We start from the raw sequence: 21,961 nt of genomic DNA on the forward strand, positions 1-21,961 counted from the left end.
CCTTTGCCGTTCAGGCGACCGGCTGGCCGGGCGCGATGTCGGGGCCACCGGGTTGCGGCGAGGGGACGTCGATGTCCGGCCCAACCGGCGGCGTTTCCGCGGGCGGTTCGGTGGGCTGGCCCGGGATGCCCGGCTGGGCGGGACTGCCCGGGTGCGGCGGCGCCTCGGCGGGCGGAGTGGCCGGCTGGCCGGGCGTGCTGGGCTCGGGCGCTTCGGGGATGGGGGGCTCGACGGGCATTGGACGTCTCCTTCATGCCCTTCAACGATCGCCCCCGCGCGCGGTTGCCGGCGCCCTTGTCTGTAGTCCGCTTGCTGCTATAGACGCCCGCTGACCGGCGGTGTCCTCTCTCATGCGGGCGTGGCGGAACTGGTAGACGCAGCAGGTTTAGGTCCTGCCATCGCAAGATGTGGGGGTTCGAGTCCCTTCGCCCGCACCAGTCTCCGCCCTCGACGAGGGAACGGGATCGCCACAGACCTTCAACCAGACGAAAGCGCGAACCCGAAGAATGCAGACTGTCGAGACGCTGAACGAGGGCCTCAAGCGCGCCTATACGCTCACCATCACCGCCGGCGAGATCGACGGCAAGGTCGAGGCCGAGGTCAAGCGCGCCGCGCCGACGATCCGCATGCCCGGCTTCCGCCCCGGCAAGGTGCCCGCCAACCTGATCCGCAAGATGCACGGCCCGGCGCTGGCGCAGGACGCGCTCAACACGTCGATCCAGGAAGGCGTGCAGAAGCTGATCGCCGAGCAGCAGCTTCGCCCCGCGATGCAGCCGGCGGTCGAGCTGAACGAGGGCTATGAGCCCGGCAAGGATGCCGAGGTCAAGGTGACGCTGGAGGTGCTGCCGCAGGTGCCCGCGCCCAAGATCGACGGCCTGAAGCTCGAGCGGCTGGTCGTCCCCGTCGCCGACGAGCGCGTCGACGAACAGCTCCAGCAGCTCGCCAGCGGCCAGAAGAAGTGGGAAGAGGCCGAGGACCGCGCGGCGGAGACCGGCGACCTGGTCGTCATGGACTTCGTCGGCAAGGTCGACGGCGTCGCCTTCGACGGCGGCACCGGCGAGGACATGTCGGTCGAGATCGGCACCGGTCGCCTGATCCCCGGCTTCGAGGACCAGATCGTCGGCGTGAAGGCGGGCGACGAGAAGCAGATCGAAGTGACCTTCCCCGCCGATTACGGCGTCGACACGCTGGCGGGCAAGCCGGCGACGTTCGACCTCGTCATCAAGTCGGTGAAGACCGCCGGCGAGACCGTGATCGACGACGAGTTCGCCAAGTCGCTGGGCCTCGAGGGTCTGGACCAGCTCAAGGGCCTGCTGCGCGGCCAGCTCGAGAACGAGACGGGTCAGCTGACGCGCACGCACATGAAGCGCAAGCTGCTCGACCAGCTGGCCGAGGGCCACGACTTCGAGGTGCCGCCGTCGATGGTGGATGCCGAGTTCGCGCAGATCTGGCAGCAGCTGGAGCATGAGGCGAGCCACGAGGAAGATCCCGAAGCGGCGATGAAGGAGCTCGAGGGCGAGCGCGACGACTATCGCAAGATCGCCGAGCGCCGCGTCCGTCTGGGCCTTTTGCTGTCGGAAATCGGCCAGGCGAACGGCGTCGAGGTCAGCCAGGCCGAGATGCAGCGCCTGATCGCGCAGGCCGCGCAGCAGTACCGCCCCGAGGACCGTGAGCGGTTCGTTCAGTATGTCCAGCAGGAGCCGATGGCCGCCGCCCAGCTGCGCGCCCCGCTCTATGAGGACAAGGTCGTCGACTTCCTGTTCGACAAGGCCGAAGTCACCGATCGCGAAGTGACCAAGGAAGAGCTGGAGGGCGCGATCGAGGCCGAGGACGGCAACGTGCCGCACGTCCATGGTCCGGGCTGCGGCCACGATCACGACCACGACCATGCCTCCGCGCCCAAGAAGGCGAAGAAGGCCAAGGCCGTCGAAGTGACCGACAAGGACGTCGAGCCCGCCGCCGCCGATGCGCCGGCCGAGGCCGAGGCGCCCAAGAAGAAGGCCGCGACCAAGAAGGCCGCCGACGCTCCCGCCGAGGAAGCGCCGGTGACCGAGGCCGAAGCGCCGAAGAAGAAGGCCGCGCCCAAGAAGAAGGCCGAAGCCGCCGAGGGCGACGCCGCCCCCGCCGCCGACGCGCCCAAGAAGAAGGCGCCGGCCAAGAAGAAGGCCGAGGCGGAGTGACGTTAATCCCTCTCCCCCTGCGGGAGAGGGTTGCGAAGACTTGGCAGCTTGCTGCCTAGTCGAAGCTGGGTGAGGGGTATGCCGCGAGCGCGACGCGTTTGGCACCACCCTCATCCAAGCTCTGCTAGGTCGCTGGCGCGACCAAGCGACGCTATCCTTCTCCCCTCAAGGGAGAAGGTTTGAGGGGGCAACGACGGTGACCGAACCCCGCATCGCGGTGATCCTGCCCTGCTACAACGAGGAAGCCGCGATCGGGCAGACCGTGGCCGGTTTCCGCGCCGCGCTCCCGAAGGCGCGCATCTATGTCTACGACAACAACAGCCGCGACCGGACGGTCGAGGTCGCGCGCGCGGCCGGTGCGATCGTCCGCACCGAGCGCGTGCAGGGCAAGGGTGCGGTGGTGCGGCGGATGTTCGCCGACGTCGATGCCGATGTCTATGTCATGGCCGATGGCGACGCGACCTATGACGCCGCGTCCGCGCCGGCGCTGGTCGCGCGTCTCGTCGAGGAGCAGCTCGACATGGTCGTCGGCAGCCGCGTCCACGAGGCCGCCGCCGCCTATCGCCGCGGGCACCAGTTCGGGAACAAGGCACTGACGGGGATGCTCGCCAAGCTGTTCGGGCGCAGCTTCACCGATATCCTCTCGGGCTATCGCGTGTTCTCCCGCCGGTTCGTCAAGAGCTTCCCCGCGCTGTCGGCGGGGTTCGAGATCGAGACCGAGATCAGCGTCCACGCGCTCGAGCTCAAGATGCCGGTAGCGGAGGTGGTGACCCCCTATTTCGAGCGACCGGAGGGGTCGATGTCGAAGCTGTCGACCTATGGCGACGGCTGGCGGATTGCGACGACGATCGCCACGCTCTATCGTATCGAGCGGCCGCTCCTGTTCTTCGGCGCGATCGGCGGGGTGCTGGCGCTGCTCGCGGTGCTGCTCTCGCTGCCGCTGGTGTTCACCTATTTCGATACCGGCCTGGTGCCGCGGTTCCCGACGGCGATCCTGTCGACGGGGCTCATCATCCTCGCTTCGCAATGCCTGTTCGCAGGCCTGGTCCTCGACACGGTGGTACGCGGGCGGCGGGAGGTGCGGCGGCTCGCCTATCTGGCGCATCCCGCGCCGGGCCACGCGGATTGATCGTCGCACCCTTGCGCGGTTCTGCCCGAGCGCCGATGTAGGCGAGCGACACACAACCGAGCGGGATTTCCATGCACGACCCTCTGAGCGCTCTCCAGAACGCCCTCGTTCCCATCGTCATCGAACAGTCGAGCCGCGGCGAGCGCAGCTTCGACATTTATTCGCGCCTGCTGCGCGAGCGGATCATCTTCGTCGTCGGCCCGGTCGAGGACCACATGGCCTCGCTCATCACCGCCCAGCTGCTCTTCCTCGAGTCCGAGAACCCGAAGAAGGACATCTGGATGTACATCAACTCGCCGGGCGGCGTGGTGACCGCGGGGATGGCGATCCACGACACCATGCAGTATATCCGTCCGCGCGTCGGCACGGTTTGCATCGGCCAGGCCGCGTCGATGGGCAGCTTCCTCCTCGCCGCGGGCGAGCCGGGGCTGCGCGTCGCGCTGACCAACGCGCGGATCATGATCCACCAGCCCTCGGGCGGCGCGCAGGGCATGGCCTCCGACATCCAGATCCAGGCCAAGGAAATCCAGCGCATCAAGGACCGGATGAACGCGCTCTACGTCAAGTACACCGGCAAGTCGCTCGAGGAGATCGAGCGCGCAATGGATCGCGACACCTTCCTGGAGGCCGAGGAAGCCAAGGCGTTCGGCCTGGTCGACGAGGTGTACGAGAAGCGTCCGCAGCCGAGCGAGGATGCCTCGGCAAGCTGATCCGACCGCTTGACGGGACTGGGGGGCGACCACATTTTGTTGATTGTCCCCCGGCACCCGGTGTGTAGTGTCGAGCGTTGAATGCGACCGGCCGCGGATGCCGGGTCGGGACTTGCGGGCGCCTCGCCGGATCAGGGGCTGAAAGGTTGCCCTGCGCGGCGGGGCAGATGGTGAGTGAATGACCAAATTGAGCGGCGGCGACTCGAAGAGCACCCTTTACTGCTCGTTCTGCGGCAAGTCGCAGCACGAAGTGCGCAAGCTGATCGCCGGCCCGACCGTGTTCATCTGTGACGAGTGCGTCGAGCTCTGCAACGACATCATCCGCGAGGAGACGAAGTCGGCGCTGGTGTCCAAGAAGGACGGCGGCGTCCCGACGCCTCAGGAGATTTGCGACGTTCTGGACGATTACGTGATCGGCCAGAGCCGCGCCAAGCGCGTGCTGTCGGTGGCGGTGCACAACCACTACAAGCGGCTGAACCACGGCGCCAAGGGTGCCGATGTCGAGCTGTCGAAGTCGAACATCCTTCTCGTCGGGCCGACCGGCTGCGGCAAGACGCTGCTGGCGCAGACGCTGGCGCGCATCCTGGACGTGCCGTTCACGATGGCGGATGCGACGACGCTGACCGAGGCGGGATATGTCGGCGAGGATGTCGAGAACATCATCCTCAAGCTGCTCCAGGCATCCGACTACAACGTCGAGCGGGCGCAGCGCGGCATCGTCTATATCGACGAGATCGACAAGATCAGCCGCAAGGCCGAGAACCCGTCGATCACGCGCGACGTGTCCGGCGAGGGCGTCCAGCAGGCGCTGCTGAAGCTGATGGAGGGCACGACCGCCAGCGTGCCGCCCCAGGGCGGTCGCAAGCATCCGCAGCAGGAGTTCCTGCAGGTCGACACGACGAACATCCTGTTCATCTGCGGCGGTGCGTTCAGCGGCCTCGAGAAGATCATCGGCGACCGTCTTCAGGGCAAGTCGATCGGCTTCGGCGCCTATGTCGCCGCGCCGGAGGAGCGCCGGACGGGCGAGACGCTGCGTCAGGTCGAGCCCGAAGATCTGCTCAAGTTCGGCCTGATTCCCGAGTTCGTGGGTCGTCTGCCGGTGATCGCGACGCTGGAGGACCTGGACGTCTCGGCGCTGGTCAAGATCCTGACCGAGCCCAAGAACGCACTGGTCAAGCAGTATCAGAAGCTGTTCGACATGGAGGGCGTGAAGCTCGGCTTCAACGACGACGCGCTCAACGCCGTCTCGAAGAAGGCGATCGAGCGCAAGACCGGTGCACGCGGCCTGCGGTCGATCCTGGAGGGCATCCTGCTCGACACGATGTTCGACCTGCCCGGCATGGACGGCGTCGACGAAGTGATGGTCGACAAGGACGTGATCGAGGGCCGCAAGGAACCCGTCCGCGTCTATGCCAAGAAGGAAAAGGCGGGCGGCGCGGCCTGACCCGCTCGTCCGATCGAAGAAGAGGGGCGCTGGTCTTTGGACCGGCGCCCTTTTCATTGGCGGTGATCTGATCCATTTCGGCGGTAAGACGCATGGTAAAGCTCCGGTTTAGCGCCGGGTTTGCGGCCGCGTTAACTGTCCAAAATCATGAAGGCAGCATCGGGCGCGACGGGCGTGCCCCTGGAGAAAAGGGCAATCGATGCGCCTTGCTTCCTCCGGCAGCTTCTTCTTGCCGCAGAGCCTTCGCATGCGGATCTTCGCGATCTGCTTCATCGGTACGCATGTTCCGCTGTTGAGCTTCGTCGCGCGAGAAGCGGTGCGCGGGCAATTCGCCTGGGGCGATCTGGGCGTGCTGCTCGTCGCGACGCTGATCGGCACGGCGGGCGCGCTCTATGGCATCCACGCGCTGCTCTCGCCGCTCAAGCTGTCGATCGAGGGGCTCCAGTCGATCGGGCGCGGCGAGCCGGTGACGATCGGGCCGGTCGCGGGGCCGGATGAGATCAGTGAGCTGCTCCGCCGCGTCAACGAGGCGGCGGCATCGGTGCATTCGCGCCTCAGCACGCTCGACCATGCGGCGCACCGAGATCCGCTGACCGGGCTGCTCAACCGGCGTGGCTTTTTCGCCGAGATCGATCCGCTGTTCGCCGCGCGCATCGGCGGCGCGTTCGCGATCCTCGACCTCGATCGGTTCAAGACGATCAACGATCGGTTCGGCCATCCAGCGGGCGATCAGGTGCTGCGCGACTTTGCCAACCGGCTAAGCTCGGTCTGTCCGCGCGACACGATCGTCGCGCGATGGGGCGGCGAGGAGTTCGTGGTCTATTTCCCGCGCACCGATGAAGTCGCGGCGCAGAGGGTGCTGGCGGCGATGCTGACGTCGCTGGACGCGGTGCCGGTCGGTCCCACGGGACTGCCGCCGATCACCTTTTCGGCCGGGCTGGTCGAGGCGGGTAGCGAACCCATTGAGCGGACGGCGGAGCGGGCGGACGCCGCACTCTATGCGGCCAAGCGTGGTGGACGCGCGCAGGTGCTGGTTGAGCGCGACCTCGTGGCGCGGGCGGGGGAGTAGGGCTTCGTTCTGGCGGCCGCGCTCCGGGCACGTGCTTCGACAAGCTCAGCACGAACGGGACGGGGCTTAGCTCATCCGACCGTTCGTGCTGAGCTTGTCGAAGCACGTGCCACGCGCGATGTCGTGCGCGACCGGCCTCACCCCATTGCCGGCATCGTCCTCAGCCGCGGGAACACCTCGTCGATCGGTTTGGTGTCGGGCAGGATGTAGACGTAACCGCCCTTCCGCCGGAACCCGGGCCGCAGCTTCGCCGAATAGAAGGCGCGCGGCACGTTGATGCAGCCGAAGGTGATGCGGTTGTCGGTCGGGGTCGGCGACAGCATCCGCTCGCGGCGCTTTTCCTTTGGACTCGCATCCGCGGGAATTGGGTGGAGCGCGACCGACGTGGCATAGTCGACCCACAGAACGCGCTCGCCCGCGACGGGCAGGCCGAACTTGGCGAGGTAGCGGCCCGCGGGCGTGGTCTTTTCGGCGGGACCGAGGTCGGAGAGCTTCTTCGAGCCGACGCCCGGCGTCGCCTCGTCACCGCTCGCGATGCCGATCAGGACGGGGACGGCGTCGAGCTGCTCGCCGCTCGCGTCGAACAGGAACAGCGCGGCGTTGACCTTGTCGATGATGGCATAGGGGAGCGCGCGGTTATCCTTCGACGCCGCGACCCAGGCGGCGACGCGCGCTGCCTCGGGCGAGAGGAGGATCGGCACGGCGGCGGACGCCTCGACCTTGGGCCGCGGGTTGGCGCGTGCCTTCTTGGTCTGGGCGGCGGCGGGGCTGGCGATGGCGAGCGCGATCAGGGACGCGAACAGCAGCTTCATGGATGAGAGACTCGAAAAGGCCGGCCCTCCCGCTGGGAAGGCCGGCCGAACCGGTGTTTCTGGGGAGCGCGGATCAGTGGCGCGGACGGCGGGCGGGGCGCTGCTCCGCGGCGGTCAGGCGCTGCTCGGCGCTATCGACGCGGCCGGTGAGCTGATCGATGCGCTGGCCGTTCTGCTGCGACTGGCCGGCTGCGGCCTGCGCCTCGGCAAGCGCCTGCTTGGCGGTGCCGTCGGTTTCCTGGAGGCGGGTCTCGAGCGTCGCGACGCGCTCGCTCACCGGCGCGATCTGCTCGCGGACATATTTCTTGGTGGCACAGCCGCCGAGCGTGGTGGCCGCACCCGCCAGGATCAGCGCGACGAGGAGGGGCTTGGACGCAGTTACGGACATAGAGAACCTTTCTAACCTGAACCTTCGCGCCAATGGACAGCGCAAGCTTGACAGCCACACAATCCGCCTTCTGACCGGACGTGCTTCTTCTCCGTTCAACCGTTTTGCGGGCGAAACGTGCCGTGAGGGCAGGGCATTTCGTCGCAAAGCCGAAGCATTACTTGCGGCGACGCTTTGCCGGTTCGGCAAACGGATCCTTTGGGATCGCGTCGGAGTCGGCGGCGCGGGCGCCGCGTGGCGCACCCTTCGACGCGGTGACGCAGCGGCGCAGTTCGGCGACGGCGACGCCGCTCCCCTCCAGCGTCACCCGCTCCACCGGCACGTCGCCGCGGAAGACGGCCAGGCTGGTCGAGGCGGCGAACTGTGCCGGAAACTTGGCGTCGAAGGTGGAGACGAAGCCCTGCTTGCGATCCGCCGCCATGCCGACCGCGAACTGCTTGGCAAAGCGGCGGTTGGACAGGCGATAGTCCAGCGTCAGTCGGTCCCTAGGCTTGATCGACCAGTTGGCGTTGAGGAGCGTGAGCCGGTTCGACCCGTCGGCGGACAGGCCGAGCAGCAATGTCGTCGCACCGTCGCGGTCGAAGGTGCGCGTCGCGAAGCAGCCATCGCCGTCGCGGCTGGCGGCGACGGTCCAGTCGCCGACGGTCTTGGTGGCATAGTCCTGCGCGGCGGCGGGCGCGGCGGCGAACAGCAGCGGGAGGGTGAGGAGAAGGCGATCGATCATGCGCATGATCGCATCACGTCCGCTGGCGCGATGCAAGCCACAGCCCGGCCGCGACCTGAAGCAGCGCGTAGGCCTGGCGCCGTCCCGGCCGGTTGCGGAACGGCGCGACGAGGGCCTCGGCGCCGAGTGCGTCGCGCTCCCACAACTCGACGTGCCGCCGCGGCTGGGTGAGCCCGAGCAGCCCGTCACCGATCATGAATACCGCCGCCATTTCGGCCGCGCGCCCGCTCCAGTTCGCCATCATCGTTCCTTTGCCATCTTCGGACGCAACCAACGCGCAGTCGGAACATTGGTTTTCCGAACCCTGACGGAGGTGAAATGACGGACGCGACGATCGATCGTGCGCCAACCGCTGCGCCAGCGGTCGCGCGAAAGCTGCTCGACAAGCATGTGCTGCCCATCTGGTCGCTGGTGCTGCCGGTACTGGGCGTGCTGGCGGTGCTGATGTCGCTGGGCAAGATAGGGACGATCGGCATCATCGCGGCGGCGGTGATCCTGGGCGGGTCGGTCATCACCGCGGTCCATCATGCCGAGGTCGTCGCGCACCGCGTGGGCGAGCCGTTCGGCACGCTCGTCCTGGCGGTCGCGGTGACGGTGATCGAGGTGTCGCTCATCATCTCGCTGATGACCTCGGGCGGCGGCGATGCGGCGACGCTGGCGCGCGACACGGTGTTCGCGGCGATCATGATCATCCTCAACTTCATCGTCGGCATCTGCCTGCTGGTCGGCGGCGTCCGCCACCATGAGCAGGTGTTCGCGCTGAAGGGCGTCAGCGCCGCGCTGTGCGTGCTCGCCGCGATGGCGGTGCTGAGCCTGGTGCTGCCCAATTATACCGCGTCGGCGCCCGGCCCCTATTTCACCAACTCGCAGTTGATCTTCACCGCCGTCGTGTCGCTGACGCTCTATGCGACCTTCGTGCTGGTGCAGACGGTGCGGCACCGCGATTATTTCCTGCCTGCGGACCTCGAGGACATCGACGAGGATACGCATGCGGAGCCGCCGACGGGCGCGCAGACGCTGGTGGCGTTCGGGCTGCTCATTGTCGCGCTGGTGGCGGTGGTGCTGCTCGCCAAGGACCTCGCGCCGACGCTGGAGGCGGCGGTGCTCGCCGCCGGGTTGCCGCTGGCGCTGGTCGGCGTGGCGATTGCGGGGCTGGTGCTGGCGCCGGAGAGCCTGGCGGCAGTGCGGGCGGCGCGCCGCAACCGGCTTCAGACGAGCCTCAACCTGGCGCTGGGTTCGGCACTGGCGACGATCGGGCTGACGATCCCCAGCGTGGCGATCGCGTCGCTGGTGCTGGGATTGCCGATCGCGCTCGGCATCGGGGCGAAGTCGATGACGCTGCTGGGGCTGTCGCTGATCGTCGCGGTGCTGTCGCTCGGCACCGGGCGGACGACGGTGCTGCAGGGGATGGTCCACCTGCTGATCTTTGCGACGTACCTGTTCGTGACGATCGTGCCTTGACGGTCGACCGTTCGTCCTGAGTTTGTCGGAGCGCGTCTGGAACACGTGCTTCGGCAGGCTCGGCACGAACGGTTTACTTCGCCGCCTGCATCGCCTCATAGGCGGGCAGGCGGCGCAGGACCCGCATCATCGGGTCAATCCGGACCGCCGCGCCAACGGGAACGGCGATCGAGCCGCGACCGCTGGTCATCGGCAGTGTTTGGACGCGGCCGTCCACCTCGACCTCGACCGGCAGCGGGAAGGCGCCGCCGCCGGGGACGCGCCACTGGAGGTCGAGCCGGTCGCCGCGGCGCGTCTCGACCAGGTCGGGAAGCGGCGCGCGTGTGAGATAGGCGTCGAGGAACCAGTTCATGTCGCGGCCCGTCACCTCCCGGACGATGCGGCGATATTGGTCCGTCGAGGTGTAGATCGGCCCGAAATTGCCCGGCCGCGGATCGTCGCGACCATGGACGGTGCGGCGCGTGATCGCGTCGAACGCCTTGTCGCCGACGAGCCCGCGCAGCGTGTGGAGCATCCACGCGCCCTTGAAATAGATGTCGCCGCCCGGCCCGTTGGCATCGTCATAGACGGCACCCTCGTCACGCGGTTGGCCCGACACGATCGGGTGGCGGTTGGCGATTCGCGCGCGCCCCTCGATCATCATCGCGATGTATCGGGCATAGCCCTCCCGCTCCAGGCCATAGAGCGGCTGCATGTACTGGGCGTAGCTTTCGTGGAGCCAGAAGTCGTCCCAGTTGGCGACCGTCATCTGGTTGGCGAACCATTCGTGCGCGAATTCGTGATGGAGCAGCCAGTCGAAACCCTCCGCGGCCTTCTTGTAGCCATTGCCATAGGCGTTGATCGTCTGGTGCTCCATGCCGAGGTGCGGCGTCTCGACCACGCCCATCTTCTCGTCGGCGAAAGGATAGGGGCCGACCCGCGCCTCGAAGAAGTCGATTGTCGGGGCGAACTCGGCGAACAGCCCGCGCGCCTTTTCGGCATTGCCCTTGAGGTGCCAGAAGCTGAGCGGAATGTCGTTGCCGAAGCGGCTGCGATGCGTCCCCTTCATCTCTTCATAAGGGCCGATGTTGAGGGCAATCGCATAGGTGTTGGGCTGGCGCGCACGCCAGTTCCAGCGCGTGCGGCCATCGGGAAGCGTGTCGACGCCAATCAGCCGGCCGTTGGAGGGCGCGCTCAGCCCCTTGGGCACGGTGATGTGGAGGTCGACGCTGGCGGGCTCGAACGTCGGCGCGTCGATGCACGGCCAGAACAGGTCGCAGCCTTCGCCCTGCACTGCGGTCGCGATCCACGGCTCGCCGGTGGGCGCCTTCGACCAGACGAAGCCGCCGTCCCAGGGCGCACGCACCGCAACGTGCGGTGTGCCGCCATAGGTGATGCGCGCGCTCGCCTTGCCGCCCGCGGCGACCGGGCGGGGCAGGTCGATCGTCATTCGGCCTTCAGGATTGCGCCACGCGCTCCTAGGCAGCGGCCGGCCGTCGATGGCGATCGCGCTGACGGGCAGATTGCGGTCGAGGTCGATGACGAGCTTGGTCAGCGGCGCCTTGGCCGTGAAGTCGAGCACCGCGACGCCGGCGATCGCCTCCCGCTCCGGAAACACCTCGAACGACAGGTCGGCGTGGGTAAAGACGAGCTTGGCCTGTTCGGGGTCGATCGGCGCGCCCGACATCTCGGTCTGACGGGTCAGCGGCGGCTTGCCCGGGTCGGGTGCCGCGCCAGCGAGCGCGAGTGCGACGAACGCCCCCGCCATCACCCGATTGATGGCTTGCGCATGCACCCCATATAGGCTGCAAAGGGTGCCCCAGTTGGGCGCCGTCGGAGATTTCATGAAGTCCAGCTACCCCGTATTGCCGCTGCGCGATATCGTCGTCTTCCCGCACATGATCGTGCCGCTGTTCGTCGGCCGCGACAAGTCGGTCGCCGCGCTCGAGGCGGCGATGGCCGACGACAAGATGATCTTCCTCGTCGCGCAGCTCGATCCCGCCAACGACGATCCCGCGCGCGACGACCTCTACGACACCGGCGTCACCGCCGAGGTGCTCCAGCTCCTGAAGCTGCCCGACGGCACCGTCCGCGTGCTCGTGGGCGGGCGCGAGCGCGCCAACCTGGAGGCGATCGAGGCGCGCGAGGGCTATGTCGAGGCGACCGTCGCGCCGGTCGCGGAGGCGGAGGCCGAGGGCACTGAGGTGCAGGCGCTGATGCGCTCGGTCGTCGACCAGTTCGAGAACTATGCCAAGCTCAACCGCAAGCTGCCCGCCGAGACCGCGGTGCAGCTGGGCGAGCTCGACGACCCGTCGCGCCTGGCCGATGCGGTTGCCGGCAACATCGCGGTCAAGGTCGCCGACAAGCAGTCGCTGCTGGTCGAGACCGATCCGCGCAAGCGGCTGGAGATGGTGTTCGCCTTCATGGAGGGCGAGCTCGGCGTGCTTCAGGTCGAGAAGAAGATCCGCAGCCGCGTGAAGCGGCAGATGGAGAAGACCCAGCGCGAATATTACCTCAACGAGCAGTTGAAGGCGATCCAGCGCGAGCTCGGCAACGAGGGAGACGAGGGCGAAGGCGACGAGATCGCCGACCTGACGCAGAAGATCGCGACGCTCAAGCTGTCGAAGGAAGCGCGGACCAAGGCGCAGGGCGAGCTCAAGAAGCTCAAGACGATGGCGCCGATGTCGGCCGAGGCGACAGTCGTGCGCAACTATCTCGACGTGCTGCTGGGGCTGCCCTGGGGCAAGAAGTCGAAGCTCAAGAAGGATCTGGTCGAGGCCGAGAACGTCCTGGACGACGATCACTATGGGCTGGAGAAGGTCAAGGATCGCATCGTCGAGTATCTGGCGGTACAGGCGCGCACCAACAAGCTGAAGGGGCCGATCCTGTGCCTCGTCGGCCCGCCGGGCGTCGGCAAGACCAGCCTGGGCAAGTCGATCGCCAAGGCGACGGGCCGCGAGTTCATCCGCCAGTCGCTGGGCGGCGTGCGCGACGAGGCCGAGATCCGCGGCCACCGCCGCACCTATATCGGTTCGCTGCCGGGCAAGATCGTGTCGAACCTCAAGAAGGCGGGCGCGAGCAATCCGCTGTTCCTGCTCGACGAGATCGACAAGCTGGGCCAGGATTTCCGCGGCGATCCCGCATCGGCGCTGCTCGAGGTGCTCGACCCCGAGCAGAACTCGAAGTTCAACGACCATTATCTCGAGATCGACATCGATCTGTCCGACGTGATGTTCGTGTGCACCGCCAACACGCTCAACCTGCCGCAGCCGCTGCTCGACCGCATGGAGATCATCCGGCTGGAGGGCTATACCGAGGACGAGAAGGTCGAGATCGCCGAGCGGCACCTGGTCGCCAAGCAGGTCGACGCGCATGGCCTGAAGGAAGGCGAGTTCGAGCTGACGCAGGCGGGTCTGCGCGACCTCATCCGCTACTATACGCGCGAGGCCGGCGTTCGCACGCTGGAGCGCGAGATCGCCAAGCTCGCCCGCAAGGCGCTGCGCCGCATCCTGGAGGGCAAGGCGGTGCAGGTCACCGTCAGCCCTGAAAACCTCCACGAGTTCGCCGGAGTGCGGAAGTATCGCTTCGGCATCGGCGAGGAGGAGCATCAGATCGGCGCGGTCACGGGTCTTGCCTGGACCGAGGTGGGCGGCGAGCTGCTGACGATCGAGAGCGTCACCGTGCCCGGCAAGGGCGCGATCAAGACGACCGGCAAGCTGGGCGACGTGATGAAGGAAAGCGTCGAGGCGGCGATGAGCTTCGTCAAGGCGCGGGCGCCGACGTTCGGCATCAAGCCCAGCCTGTTCGCGCGGAAGGACATCCACGTCCACCTGCCCGAGGGCGCGGTGCCCAAGGACGGGCCATCGGCGGGCATCGGCCTGGTCACGTCGATCGTCTCGACGCTGACCGGCGTGTCGGTGCGCAAGGACGTGGCGATGACCGGCGAAGTGACGCTGCGCGGCCGCGTTCTGCCGATCGGGGGCTTGAAGGAAAAGCTGCTCGCGGCGCTGCGAGGCGGTATCACCACGGTGCTGATTCCGGCCGAGAACGAGAAGGACCTGGCCGAGATCCCGGCGGTGATCCGCGAGGGGCTGACGATCATCCCCGTCGCGCATGTCGACGAGGTGCTGCGCCTGGCGCTGACCGAGCCACTGACGGCGATCGACTGGAGCGACTCGGACGAGCTTGCCGCCCAGCCGCCCGCCGGGGTGACGCCGGCGGCCGACCCGGTTCGTCATTGATTTGATCCGAAACGGGACGGGCGCGCATCGCCGCGCCCGTCCTTCCGCGGTTGCACGAGCTTCAACTTACTTGAACCGGGTCGTTCCGCCGCAAAGCGGCCTGATTTTCTTTGACAGCGCGGGTCGCCATGGGCCTACTGCCGCACCGGTCGCGCTTCGGTGCGAATCCGAACCGATTTTCGTGAGAACAGCAGGACAGGGGTGTAGAGGGCAATGAACAAGCAAGAGCTGATCGCGCAGGTCGCCGACTTGTCGGGCCTCGCCAAGGGCGATGCGAACAAGGCGGTGGAAGCCGTGTTCGAGTCGATCTCGGCCGCGCTCAAGAAGGGTGACGAAGTTCGCCTGGTCGGGTTCGGCACCTTCTCGGTCAGCAAGCGCAAGGCATCGACGGGCCGCAATCCGCGCACCGGCGAGCCGATGACGATCAAGGCATCGTCGCAACCCAAGTTCAAGGCGGGCAAGGTCCTGAAGGACTCGGTCAACTGACCACCGGCCGGTCGCTGCCGCCGAGCGCCGACCGGCTCATTTCCGGGCTTTACAGGGGCGACGCCCCCGCCTAAACGCCCGGCTCCGATTTCGCCGACGCCCGCGTGGCACCGGCATCGGGCGCGTAGCTCAGCGGTAGAGCACACCCTTCACACGGGTGGGGTCACAGGTTCAATCCCTGTCGCGCCCACCATCGATCAGGCCCGTCCGGCATTGCCGCGGCGGGCCCTTTTGATTCTGGGCGCGGCGAGGTGTGCCTCCATCCGTCACCCCAGCGTAGGCTGGAGTCTCTGCTTGGCGGACGTCGCGTGCGCCTCAGAAAGATCCCAGCCTTCGCTGGGATGACGAGCAAGCCTGAAGGTCGCGTCGCTTCATCTACGCAGCGTCTCGCTTCACCGGCCCCGAACGGCATCGGTCGTATTCCCGCCACCATGCGTCATCCGCGCGGTTGCGTTGCCGCGGCGTAGCGCGATGCTGGGCGTCTGAGTTTCACGAACCAACGATTGGAGTAACGCCATGCGTTCATTCACCATTGCCGCCGCTGCCATTGCCGCGACCTTTGCCGCCGCAGCCGGCGCGCAGCAGACCCCGCCCGCCGGTGGGGCTGCCGACCCTGCACAGAGCGCGCCGCCGGCCGCCTCGGCGACGCCGCCGGCCGCCAGCGCCGCGGCAGGCCCGGTCAGCGATGCCGAGGTCGGCCAGTTTGCGACCGCGCTTGCCGAGGTCGACAAGATCAACAAGGACACGGCGGCCCCCGCGGCCGACAAGCAGACCAAGATGGCCGCAGCGGTCACCTCGGCCGGGCTGACGCCCGAGCGGTTCAACACCATCGCGACGGCGATGAGCAGCGACACCGCGCTTCAGGGGAAGGTCGCCGCCGCGCTCCAGGCCAAGGGCGCAGCGCCGAGCCAGTAAAGGACTTGTGCCCCGGCGGAGGCCGGGGCCCAGGTGCGGAACGGTGGTTGGTTGGCGTTGGACGAGCCAACATCGGCCTTCCCAACTGGACCCCGGCCTTCGCCGGGGAACAAGGCTTCGCAACGAAAAAGGGGAGCCTTCCGGCTCCCCTTTCTGCATTCCAGATCGGGCGCTTACTTGCCCCGGCGCTTCCGGTGCGTTTCGAGGTCCAGCACCGCCGAGTCCGCGCCCTCCGGCATCAGGCCCAGCCGCCGGGCGACCTCTTGATAGGCCTCGACCTCGCCGCCCAGGTCGCGGCGGAAGCGATCCTTGTCGAGCTTCTCGCCCGTCGTCGCGTCCCACAGCCGGCAATTGTCCGGACTGATCTCGTCCGCCAGGATGATCCGGGCATAGTCGTTGTCCCAGATCCGCCCGAACTCGAGCTTGAAGTCGACGAGCTTGATGCCGATGCCGGCGAACAGCCCCGACATGAAGTCGTTCACGCGCACCGCCAGGTCGGCGATGTCGTGCAACTCCTCCTGGCTCGCCCAGCCGAAGCACAGGATGTGCTCGTCGGTGATGAGCGGGTCGCCGAGCGCGTCGTCCTTGAGGTAATATTCGATGACGGTGCGCGGAAGCTGCGTACCTTCCTCAATCCCCAGCCGCTTCGACATCGAGCCGGCGGCGACGTTGCGGACCACGACCTCGATCGGGACGATTTCGACCTGGCGGATCAGCTGCTCGCGCATGTTGAGGCGGCGCAAGAAGTGCGTCGGCACGCCGATGTTGCCGAGCATCGTGAAGATATGCTCGGAGATGCGGTTGTTCAGGACGCCCTTGCCGTTGATCGTCCCCTTCTTCTGCGCGTTGAAGGCGGTGGCGTCGTCCTTGAAATACTGGATGAGCGTGCCCGGCTCCGGACCCTCGTAGAGGATCTTGGCCTTGCCCTCGTAGATCTGGCGGCGGCGAGCCATGCGCATGTCCCTGAAACGATCGGCCCCGGCAGCGCGGATCCGCGCGCCGGGGCAAGTGAGTGGGCGCCTATACCGGATGGGGGCGGGGGGTGCAATCAGCCTTCCGGCAGGCGCTTGCGGTGGCGGCGCCAGCGGCGAAAGGCCCAGATCAAGATCCACAAGACCAAGGCCCAGGGGATCGCGATGATCGCGAAGCTGATGAGTGCGCGCACCGAGCCGAGCAATTCGTTGCGCGATTGATCGAGCAGCGCGCCGGGCGAGCCGAACACGCCGGCACCGTCCGCCGAACGGCTGGCATAGCTGACGTCGATTGTCGACGTGGCGACGCGGCGGTTGAGCATCGCGAGCGTAGCACGCGCGGCGTCGAGTTCCTCCTGCGCGTCGGCCACCGCCTTTTCGGCGGAAACGAGATCGCCGACCGAGCCCTGGCGCGTTCGCAGCAATTCGGTCAGCCGCTGGACGAGGAGGGTACGCTGGCGAAGGCGGGCTTCGGCATCAATCGTGGCTTTGGTCACGTCCTCCGCCTCGATCGCGCTGTCGCTTGTGCGACCGCCGGCACCGGCCGCCGCCTGTTCCAGCGCGGTCGTGAAGCGGCGGGCCAGGCGAGCGTCGACCTGAAGCGTCATCTCTCCGCGACCGCTGCTGTCACCTGTCGTTCGATTGACCTTGAGGACTTGGCAACGCGCTGCGGTCAGGCGGCGGCACAGCGCCTCGTGACGTTGCTGAAGGTCCGGGATGCGGTCGCTATCGAGGGTGAAACCGAGGCGGTAGACATAGGCGATCCGGCCCACCTGACTTGGCGGCTGTTCGGCGGCGGGCGCGAGCTCGGCCACGTCGTACGCTGCCATCTGCTCGGACGAGGGCTGACCGGAGCAAGCGCCAAGCGCTGCAAGCGACAGAAGCATTACGGCATGGCGCATCGTCAGCCTCTCCCACGAACTTCGCCTATGGTCGCGCGGCGCTTTGCCCCGGTCAACCTGCGTTGCATGGGCGCAACGGTTTCGATCAATCGGTTGCGGATCGGAACCCATCGTCGCCATGGGCGCTCCTCCGCGCACGAACCGGCATCAGCCGGCAGGTCGCAGGGAAAGGGCTGAGGAATGTTGCGCAAGGCGTTGATGTTGGCCGCGGTGTCGGCGGGGGCGATCGGCGGCGCGGGAACGGCTGTGGCGAGCGGCTTCTCGCTCAAGGAACAATCGGCCAAGGAGACCGGGCGCGCCTTTGCGGGCGGCGCGGCGGCGGCCGACGATGCCTCGATCATCTTCTACAACCCGGCCGGCATGACCAAGCTGGAGCGCAGCCAGATCTCGCTCAACAGCCATTTCCTGTTCGTCGACAGCGCACAGCGAAACGACGGCACCACGCTGACGGTGCCGGGCGTGCCGAGCGCGATTCCGGTGACGGGCAATGACGGCGGCAATCCGTTCGACCAGCCGGTGATCGTGCCGACGGGCTATGCCGCGTTCCAGGCGACCGACCGGCTGTGGTTCGGCCTGGGCATCAGCGCGCCGTTCGGGCTGAAGGTCGAATATGATCCCGGCTTCTTCGGTCGGTACGACTCGATCAAGTCGGAGGTGAAGACCGTCAACATCCAGCCGAGCGTCGGCTTTGCGATCAACGACAATGTCTCGATCGGCGGCGGCATCGACATCCAGCAGATCGACGTCAAGCTGCGCAACGCGCTGCCCAATCTGGTTCCGGGCGCGGGCGATGGCGAACTCAACATCTCCGGCGACGACCTGTCGGTCGGCTGGAATGCGGGCGTGCTGTTCAGCCTGGGCAAAATTCGGCTGGGCGGGCATTACCGATCGAAGGTGACGCACCGGCTGGACGGCAAGTACCAGGTGTCGGGGCTGGTCGGTCCGCTGGCGGGCGCCAACGGTACGGCGTTCGCCACCGCGCCGCTGGAGATCCCGGAGAGCGTGACGCTGAGCGCAATGTACGGCGTCGGCGAGCGGTTCCGCGTGATGGCGACGGGGCAGTGGTTCAACTGGTCTCGCTTCGACGCGATCGTGGTCGAGCCCAATGGCCGCCCGGCGACGGTGAGCGAGCAGAACTACAAGGACAGCTGGTCGGGTCACGGTGCGATCGAGTTCGACGCCAGCGAGCGGCTGACGCTGCGCGCCGGCGGCCTCTACGACACGACGCCGACGCGCGATGCGTTCCGGACGACGCGGGTGCCGGATGGCGACCGCATCTGGGCGACGGCGGGCGCGACGTGGCGGCTCAACGACCGGATCGACGTCAATGTGAGCTATGCCCATGTCTTCGTCAGCGAGGAGCGGCTGGATCGGCGCGACGTGCTGTTCGCCGGGACGGCGGCAGCGACGACGGCGCGGATCGTATCGACGAACTCGGGGAATGCCGACGTGATCGGCACGTCGCTGACGGTTCGGCTGTAGACTTGTGTGCTCCCGCGGAGACGGGAGCCCAGGATCGGCGGCCGTGGCGCTTTTGGCTCCCCCCTGCGCGGGAGCACGGTGAGATTGCGCCAACTCTCAACGTACCTCCCCGGCGGAGGCCAGGGTCCAGTTGGGAAGGCTCGAGTTGGTGAGCGAAGCGCTTGCCAACGTTTGGGTCCCAACTGGACCCCGGCCTTCGCCGGGGAACCAAGAAGGAACGCGGGGCGGGTCGATCGACCCGCCCCGACTGCTTACGCGACCTTGAAGCCTTCCTTGTTCATCGCCGCGGCCAGCGCCTTGTTCTTCTCGTCGGAGAGCTGGGCGCGGAGCGACGGGAAGAGTTCGGTCTCTTCCTCGGTCATGTGCTTCTCGATATCGGCGCGGAATCTCCGCAGCTTGGTCAGGAACTCGGGATTGTCCTTGGGCATGTTCTCAAGCTCGTAGAGATACTGCTTGATATAGCCGTGATCCTTGGTGAGGTGATCGGCCTCTTCGGTCCGGCCCGCCTCGCGCAGCGCCGGATAGATCACATTGCCTTCCTCGACATCGTGCTTGGCCAGCGCATGCTTCATCTGCGCGAGCAGGATCGAGCGCTTGGTGGTGTTGCGGCTCTCCGTCGCCTCCAGCGCGTCGAAGATCTTGAGCACCGCCTTGTGCTCCAGCGCGAGCGCCGCGGCCCAGTCGGCGGCCAGCGCGCTCGGCGCCTGGACCGCCGCCTTGCGGCCGAGCATCGCGAGCATGCCGATCGCGGCGCCCGCGGTCGCGGCGCCCGCGATCACGCCCAGATTGGCGTTGCTGGTGGTGCCGTTCGACGCCTTCTTGAAGCGTCCGTCGGTGTCGCGCTTCTTCGCCGTCGTGGTCGTCGTCATGCCGTCCTCCTTCGATTGCGATGGGCCTTCGACCGATCACAACCCGTTGAGGCTGGGCCCTGTTCCGTTCAGCGGCGTGCGGCGGCGGCCAGTTCGGCGTTGCGACGGGTCGCTGCGTCGAGCGTATCGGTGAGAAGGCCGACGAGCGCGCCATCGGCGTCGAGCACGTTCAGCCCCTCGCGCGTCGAGCCGCCGGGGCTGGCGACGCGGTCGGCGAGGATCGCGGGGCTCTCCTCGGCGCCGGCGGCCAGCATCGCCGATCCCTCCACGGTGGCGCGTGCGAGCCGAAGCGCCTGGTCAGCGGGCAGACCCAGCGCCGCGCCCCCCTTCGCCAGCGCGTCGATGAAACGATAGGTGAAGCCGGGGCCGCTGCCCGACAGCGCGGTGACGACGTCGAACAGCCCCTCGTCGACCCACTCGACATGCCCGAGCGGCGCCATCAGCGCCTCGGCCGCGGCACGGACAGCGGGGGCGTCGCTGTCGCTGTGGAGCGCGACGACGCCCTTGCCGATCGCGACGGGCAGGTTGGGCATCGCGCGGACGATCGCCTGCGCGGCGAAGCGGTCGCGAAGCGCCGCGACTTCGACGCCGGCAAGGATCGAGACGAGCATCGGCGCGGCGATCGCCGCCAGCGATGGCGCGACGCTGTCGAGCATCTGCGGCTTGACCGCGAGGATCAGGATGTCGGGGGTGTCGCCCGGCGGCGGCGCGGCGACGACCGTGACGCCTTCCGGCACCGGCGGGCTGCCGGGATCGATGACGGTGATGCGATCGGCGGCGATCCCGCTCGCCACCCAGCGGCGCAGCATCGCGCCGCCCATGTTGCCCGCGCCGACCAGCCAAAGGCGCGCAGGCGCCGCCGTCTCGCTCACGCCTCGCCCTGCGTTTCGATCAGCGCGGCGGCGATCGCGTCCTTGGGGCTCTTGCCGCCCCACAGCACGAACTGGAACACAGGGTAGAAGCGCTCGCACTCGTCGATCGCGGTCTCGACCAGCAATTCGGCGCGATCGAGGCTCAGCGTCGCACCATCGTCGTCGTCGCCCAGCATTGCGGCGTGGCGATAAAGGAGGATGCCGCTCGACGACCAGAGCTCGAAATGGCCGATCCAGAGCTGTTCGTTGACCAGCCCGATCGTCTCGTAGATCGCGGCGCGGCGCTCTTCGGCGACGCGGATGTCGGGAAGCGCCAGGAACTGGAGGACGCCGTCCTCCTCGCGCCAGATCGCGCGCAGCTCATATTCGGTCCAGCTGCCCTTGAACTTGGCGACGATCTCGTCGTCCTCGCGCTCATGGCTCCAGCCATGCGCGGAGAAATAGCTTTCGAGCATGTCGATGGGGGCAGCGTCGTCGCGGTCGAACTCGGCTTCGTCGAGCATTCGTCTTTCCAGCGGCGGCAGGGGTGCCGCCGATCCATATGGTGCCGCGCAGCAAGCCGCCGCGCAAGCGGGGCGCCTCGCCCCTGTGCAGAAAGCTGTGGACGGCAGGGTGAAAAGGCAAGGGCGGGGCGACCGCATCCGGCCACCCCGCCCCCGTTCATGCCCGTCCGATCAGCGGCGACGCTCTTGCGGCAGCTGAATGTTCGGCCCGAGATTCTCGACCACCTGACGGGCGTCAAAGGCGCGGACGTCCTGCGGCTTGGGGCCGCGGCCCGTCTGGATCTCCGCCTGCGCTTCGTAGCGGTCGATCTGGCGGACATCGGTGATGCCGCCGCCGAACCCGCCGCCCCAGCCGCCCCAACCACCCCAGCCGAAGCCCGGGCGGAAGTAGCGCCAACGCGGACCCCAGCCATTCCAGCCGCCGAACCCGCCGCCCCAGCCGGGACCGTAGAAGGGGTCGTCGATGACCTGGGTGCGGGTACGCCGTTCCGTGTCGCGGTCGACAAGGGTGAAGAAGTCGTAGCCACGCTCGAGCGTCAGCTGCGCCGCGCGGAACAGCAGGTAGCGCTCCACCGTCTCGCGCGAGGTGAGGCTGTTGCCCGAGAAGCCGACACGGAAGCGGTTGTTCTCGATCTGCTCGTCGAAATAGCCGGTGCGATAGGTGCCCTGGCCCGTCACGGGGCGATAGGGGGTCGGCGTGGCGCAGGCCGACACGGCAAGCGCGCCGGCGACGACGAGGCCGATCCGACGCTGGGAAGAATTGGACATACGAACACTCCGGTGTGGATGCGGGGAAGCACCCGATCAGGATTAACGCCTGGGAC

At 67.6% G+C, this 21,961-nt stretch carries 22 protein-coding genes and 2 tRNA genes; 12 read left to right on the top strand and 12 right to left on the bottom strand.

The features are described from left to right. Nucleotides 1-10: 10 nt before the first annotated feature. Nucleotides 11-238: a hypothetical protein gene (locus tag RS883_RS06365; RefSeq protein WP_315763898.1), complete on the bottom strand. Its 228-nt coding sequence runs from the start codon at nt 236-238 to the stop codon at nt 11-13. Nucleotides 239-352: 114 nt separating this feature from the next. Here RS883_RS06365 and RS883_RS06370 point away from each other — a divergent pair. The 6 genes from RS883_RS06370 (at nt 353) to RS883_RS06395 (ending at nt 6,532) form a co-directional block, all read left to right on the top strand. Next, nucleotides 353-437 (top strand) — tRNA-Leu (locus RS883_RS06370). 69 nt (nt 438-506) lie between these two features. After that, a complete protein-coding gene (gene tig / locus RS883_RS06375; protein WP_315763901.1) occupies nt 507-2,180 on the top strand; it encodes a trigger factor in 1,674 nt (557 codons plus the stop codon). Between the two features lie 196 nt (nt 2,181-2,376). Continuing rightward, nucleotides 2,377-3,309, top strand: coding sequence for a glycosyltransferase family 2 protein (locus RS883_RS06380; protein WP_315763905.1), 933 nt, complete (start codon nt 2,377-2,379; stop codon nt 3,307-3,309). 71 nt (nt 3,310-3,380) lie between these two features. Then, nucleotides 3,381-4,019 (top strand): ATP-dependent Clp protease proteolytic subunit, encoded by a 639-nt coding sequence (locus RS883_RS06385; protein WP_315763908.1) that lies wholly within the window; start codon nt 3,381-3,383, stop codon nt 4,017-4,019. Between the two features lie 178 nt (nt 4,020-4,197). Then, entirely contained in the window at nt 4,198-5,463 is a 1,266-nt protein-coding gene (gene clpX / locus RS883_RS06390) for an ATP-dependent Clp protease ATP-binding subunit ClpX (RefSeq protein ID WP_315763910.1), read from the top strand. A gap of 199 nt (nt 5,464-5,662) precedes the next feature. Then, nucleotides 5,663-6,532, top strand: a complete 870-nt coding sequence (locus tag RS883_RS06395; protein WP_315763912.1) for a GGDEF domain-containing protein — start codon at nt 5,663-5,665, stop codon at nt 6,530-6,532. A gap of 137 nt (nt 6,533-6,669) precedes the next feature. On the opposite strand, the gene RS883_RS06400 is transcribed toward RS883_RS06395, so the two are convergent. The 4 genes from RS883_RS06400 to RS883_RS06415 form a co-directional block, all read right to left on the bottom strand. Next, complete coding sequence (locus tag RS883_RS06400) at nt 6,670-7,344, bottom strand: hypothetical protein (RefSeq protein ID WP_315763914.1); 675 nt, start codon at nt 7,342-7,344, stop codon at nt 6,670-6,672. Between the two features lie 73 nt (nt 7,345-7,417). Then, the gene (locus RS883_RS06405; protein WP_315763916.1) at nt 7,418-7,732 is read right to left on the bottom strand and encodes a hypothetical protein; all 315 of its coding nucleotides are present in this window, start codon (nt 7,730-7,732) and stop codon (nt 7,418-7,420) included. A 157-nt stretch (nt 7,733-7,889) separates the two neighbouring features. Then, on the bottom strand, nt 7,890-8,456 hold the full coding sequence (locus RS883_RS06410) for a hypothetical protein (protein WP_315763919.1): 567 nt from the start codon (nt 8,454-8,456) through the stop codon (nt 7,890-7,892). Between the two features lie 13 nt (nt 8,457-8,469). Then, a complete protein-coding gene (locus tag RS883_RS06415; RefSeq protein WP_315763921.1) occupies nt 8,470-8,697 on the bottom strand; it encodes a hypothetical protein in 228 nt (75 codons plus the stop codon). A gap of 77 nt (nt 8,698-8,774) precedes the next feature. Here RS883_RS06415 and RS883_RS06420 point away from each other — a divergent pair, with 77 nt between their 5' ends. Further along, the gene (locus RS883_RS06420) at nt 8,775-9,917 is read left to right on the top strand and encodes an ionic transporter y4hA (RefSeq protein WP_315763924.1); all 1,143 of its coding nucleotides are present in this window, start codon (nt 8,775-8,777) and stop codon (nt 9,915-9,917) included. A gap of 73 nt (nt 9,918-9,990) precedes the next feature. Here the strand turns inward: RS883_RS06420 and RS883_RS06425 are convergent, their stop codons facing one another. Continuing rightward, nucleotides 9,991-11,664, bottom strand: a complete 1,674-nt coding sequence (locus tag RS883_RS06425) for a M1 family metallopeptidase (protein WP_315765007.1) — start codon at nt 11,662-11,664, stop codon at nt 9,991-9,993. A gap of 76 nt (nt 11,665-11,740) precedes the next feature. On the opposite strand from RS883_RS06425, the gene lon reads away from it, so the two are divergent. The 4 genes from lon to RS883_RS06445 all read left to right on the top strand — a co-directional run bounded on the left by lon (nt 11,741) and on the right by RS883_RS06445 (nt 15,538). Next, a complete protein-coding gene (gene lon, locus RS883_RS06430; protein WP_315763926.1) occupies nt 11,741-14,137 on the top strand; it encodes an endopeptidase La in 2,397 nt (798 codons plus the stop codon). Nucleotides 14,138-14,350: 213 nt separating this feature from the next. Next, nucleotides 14,351-14,623, top strand: a complete 273-nt coding sequence (locus RS883_RS06435) for an HU family DNA-binding protein (RefSeq protein WP_315763929.1) — start codon at nt 14,351-14,353, stop codon at nt 14,621-14,623. Nucleotides 14,624-14,741: 118 nt separating this feature from the next. Next, nucleotides 14,742-14,816, top strand: a tRNA-Val gene (locus tag RS883_RS06440). Between the two features lie 323 nt (nt 14,817-15,139). Then, a complete protein-coding gene (locus tag RS883_RS06445; RefSeq protein ID WP_315763932.1) occupies nt 15,140-15,538 on the top strand; it encodes a DUF4168 domain-containing protein in 399 nt (132 codons plus the stop codon). 173 nt (nt 15,539-15,711) lie between these two features. Here RS883_RS06445 and purC read toward each other — a convergent pair whose 3' ends face one another. Then, complete coding sequence (purC, locus tag RS883_RS06450) at nt 15,712-16,491, bottom strand: phosphoribosylaminoimidazolesuccinocarboxamide synthase (protein WP_184025265.1); 780 nt, start codon at nt 16,489-16,491, stop codon at nt 15,712-15,714. A 95-nt stretch (nt 16,492-16,586) separates the two neighbouring features. Further along, the gene (locus RS883_RS06455; RefSeq protein ID WP_315763939.1) at nt 16,587-17,531 is read right to left on the bottom strand and encodes a DUF4349 domain-containing protein; all 945 of its coding nucleotides are present in this window, start codon (nt 17,529-17,531) and stop codon (nt 16,587-16,589) included. A 90-nt stretch (nt 17,532-17,621) separates the two neighbouring features. On the opposite strand from RS883_RS06455, the gene RS883_RS06460 reads away from it, so the two are divergent. Continuing rightward, the gene (locus RS883_RS06460; RefSeq protein ID WP_315765009.1) at nt 17,622-18,893 is read left to right on the top strand and encodes an OmpP1/FadL family transporter; all 1,272 of its coding nucleotides are present in this window, start codon (nt 17,622-17,624) and stop codon (nt 18,891-18,893) included. Nucleotides 18,894-19,144: 251 nt separating this feature from the next. Here RS883_RS06460 and RS883_RS06465 read toward each other — a convergent pair whose 3' ends face one another. The 4 genes from RS883_RS06465 to RS883_RS06480 form a co-directional block, all read right to left on the bottom strand. Continuing rightward, nucleotides 19,145-19,762 carry a hemerythrin domain-containing protein gene (locus tag RS883_RS06465; protein ID WP_315763941.1) on the bottom strand — a complete coding sequence of 206 codons (618 nt, stop codon included), beginning with the start codon at nt 19,760-19,762 and terminating at the stop codon, nt 19,145-19,147. Nucleotides 19,763-19,830: 68 nt separating this feature from the next. Then, nucleotides 19,831-20,583, bottom strand: coding sequence for a pyrroline-5-carboxylate reductase (locus tag RS883_RS06470; RefSeq protein ID WP_315765012.1), 753 nt, complete (start codon nt 20,581-20,583; stop codon nt 19,831-19,833). Nucleotides 20,584-20,630: 47 nt separating this feature from the next. Next, the gene (locus RS883_RS06475) at nt 20,631-21,137 is read right to left on the bottom strand and encodes a YbjN domain-containing protein (protein ID WP_315763944.1); all 507 of its coding nucleotides are present in this window, start codon (nt 21,135-21,137) and stop codon (nt 20,631-20,633) included. Between the two features lie 171 nt (nt 21,138-21,308). Then, the gene (locus RS883_RS06480) at nt 21,309-21,905 is read right to left on the bottom strand and encodes a CC0125/CC1285 family lipoprotein (protein ID WP_315763946.1); all 597 of its coding nucleotides are present in this window, start codon (nt 21,903-21,905) and stop codon (nt 21,309-21,311) included. Nucleotides 21,906-21,961 lie beyond the last annotated feature (56 nt).

Source organism: Sphingomonas sp. Y38-1Y (genome assembly GCF_032391395.1).
GTDB lineage: Bacteria > Pseudomonadota > Alphaproteobacteria > Sphingomonadales > Sphingomonadaceae > Sphingomonas.

Coding starts and splice junctions, on each gene's coding strand:
- RS883_RS06365 (WP_315763898.1), bottom strand. CDS start 238: ATGCCCGTCGAGCCCCCCATCCCCGAAGCGCCCGAGCCCAGCACGCCC.
- tig (WP_315763901.1), top strand. CDS start 507: ATGCAGACTGTCGAGACGCTGAACGAGGGCCTCAAGCGCGCCTATACG.
- RS883_RS06385 (WP_315763908.1), top strand. CDS start 3,381: ATGCACGACCCTCTGAGCGCTCTCCAGAACGCCCTCGTTCCCATCGTC.
- clpX (WP_315763910.1), top strand. CDS start 4,198: ATGACCAAATTGAGCGGCGGCGACTCGAAGAGCACCCTTTACTGCTCG.
- RS883_RS06395 (WP_315763912.1), top strand. CDS start 5,663: ATGCGCCTTGCTTCCTCCGGCAGCTTCTTCTTGCCGCAGAGCCTTCGC.
- RS883_RS06400 (WP_315763914.1), bottom strand. CDS start 7,344: ATGAAGCTGCTGTTCGCGTCCCTGATCGCGCTCGCCATCGCCAGCCCC.
- RS883_RS06405 (WP_315763916.1), bottom strand. CDS start 7,732: ATGTCCGTAACTGCGTCCAAGCCCCTCCTCGTCGCGCTGATCCTGGCG.
- RS883_RS06410 (WP_315763919.1), bottom strand. CDS start 8,456: ATGATCGATCGCCTTCTCCTCACCCTCCCGCTGCTGTTCGCCGCCGCG.
- RS883_RS06415 (WP_315763921.1), bottom strand. CDS start 8,697: ATGGCGAACTGGAGCGGGCGCGCGGCCGAAATGGCGGCGGTATTCATG.
- RS883_RS06420 (WP_315763924.1), top strand. CDS start 8,775: ATGACGGACGCGACGATCGATCGTGCGCCAACCGCTGCGCCAGCGGTC.
- RS883_RS06425 (WP_315765007.1), bottom strand. CDS start 11,664: ATGGCGGGGGCGTTCGTCGCACTCGCGCTCGCTGGCGCGGCACCCGAC.
- lon (WP_315763926.1), top strand. CDS start 11,741: ATGAAGTCCAGCTACCCCGTATTGCCGCTGCGCGATATCGTCGTCTTC.
- RS883_RS06435 (WP_315763929.1), top strand. CDS start 14,351: ATGAACAAGCAAGAGCTGATCGCGCAGGTCGCCGACTTGTCGGGCCTC.
- RS883_RS06445 (WP_315763932.1), top strand. CDS start 15,140: ATGCGTTCATTCACCATTGCCGCCGCTGCCATTGCCGCGACCTTTGCC.
- purC (WP_184025265.1), bottom strand. CDS start 16,491: ATGGCTCGCCGCCGCCAGATCTACGAGGGCAAGGCCAAGATCCTCTAC.
- RS883_RS06455 (WP_315763939.1), bottom strand. CDS start 17,531: ATGGCGACGATGGGTTCCGATCCGCAACCGATTGATCGAAACCGTTGC.
- RS883_RS06465 (WP_315763941.1), bottom strand. CDS start 19,762: ATGACGACGACCACGACGGCGAAGAAGCGCGACACCGACGGACGCTTC.
- RS883_RS06470 (WP_315765012.1), bottom strand. CDS start 20,583: ATGGGCGGCGCGATGCTGCGCCGCTGGGTGGCGAGCGGGATCGCCGCC.
- RS883_RS06475 (WP_315763944.1), bottom strand. CDS start 21,137: ATGCTCGACGAAGCCGAGTTCGACCGCGACGACGCTGCCCCCATCGAC.
- RS883_RS06480 (WP_315763946.1), bottom strand. CDS start 21,905: ATGTCCAATTCTTCCCAGCGTCGGATCGGCCTCGTCGTCGCCGGCGCG.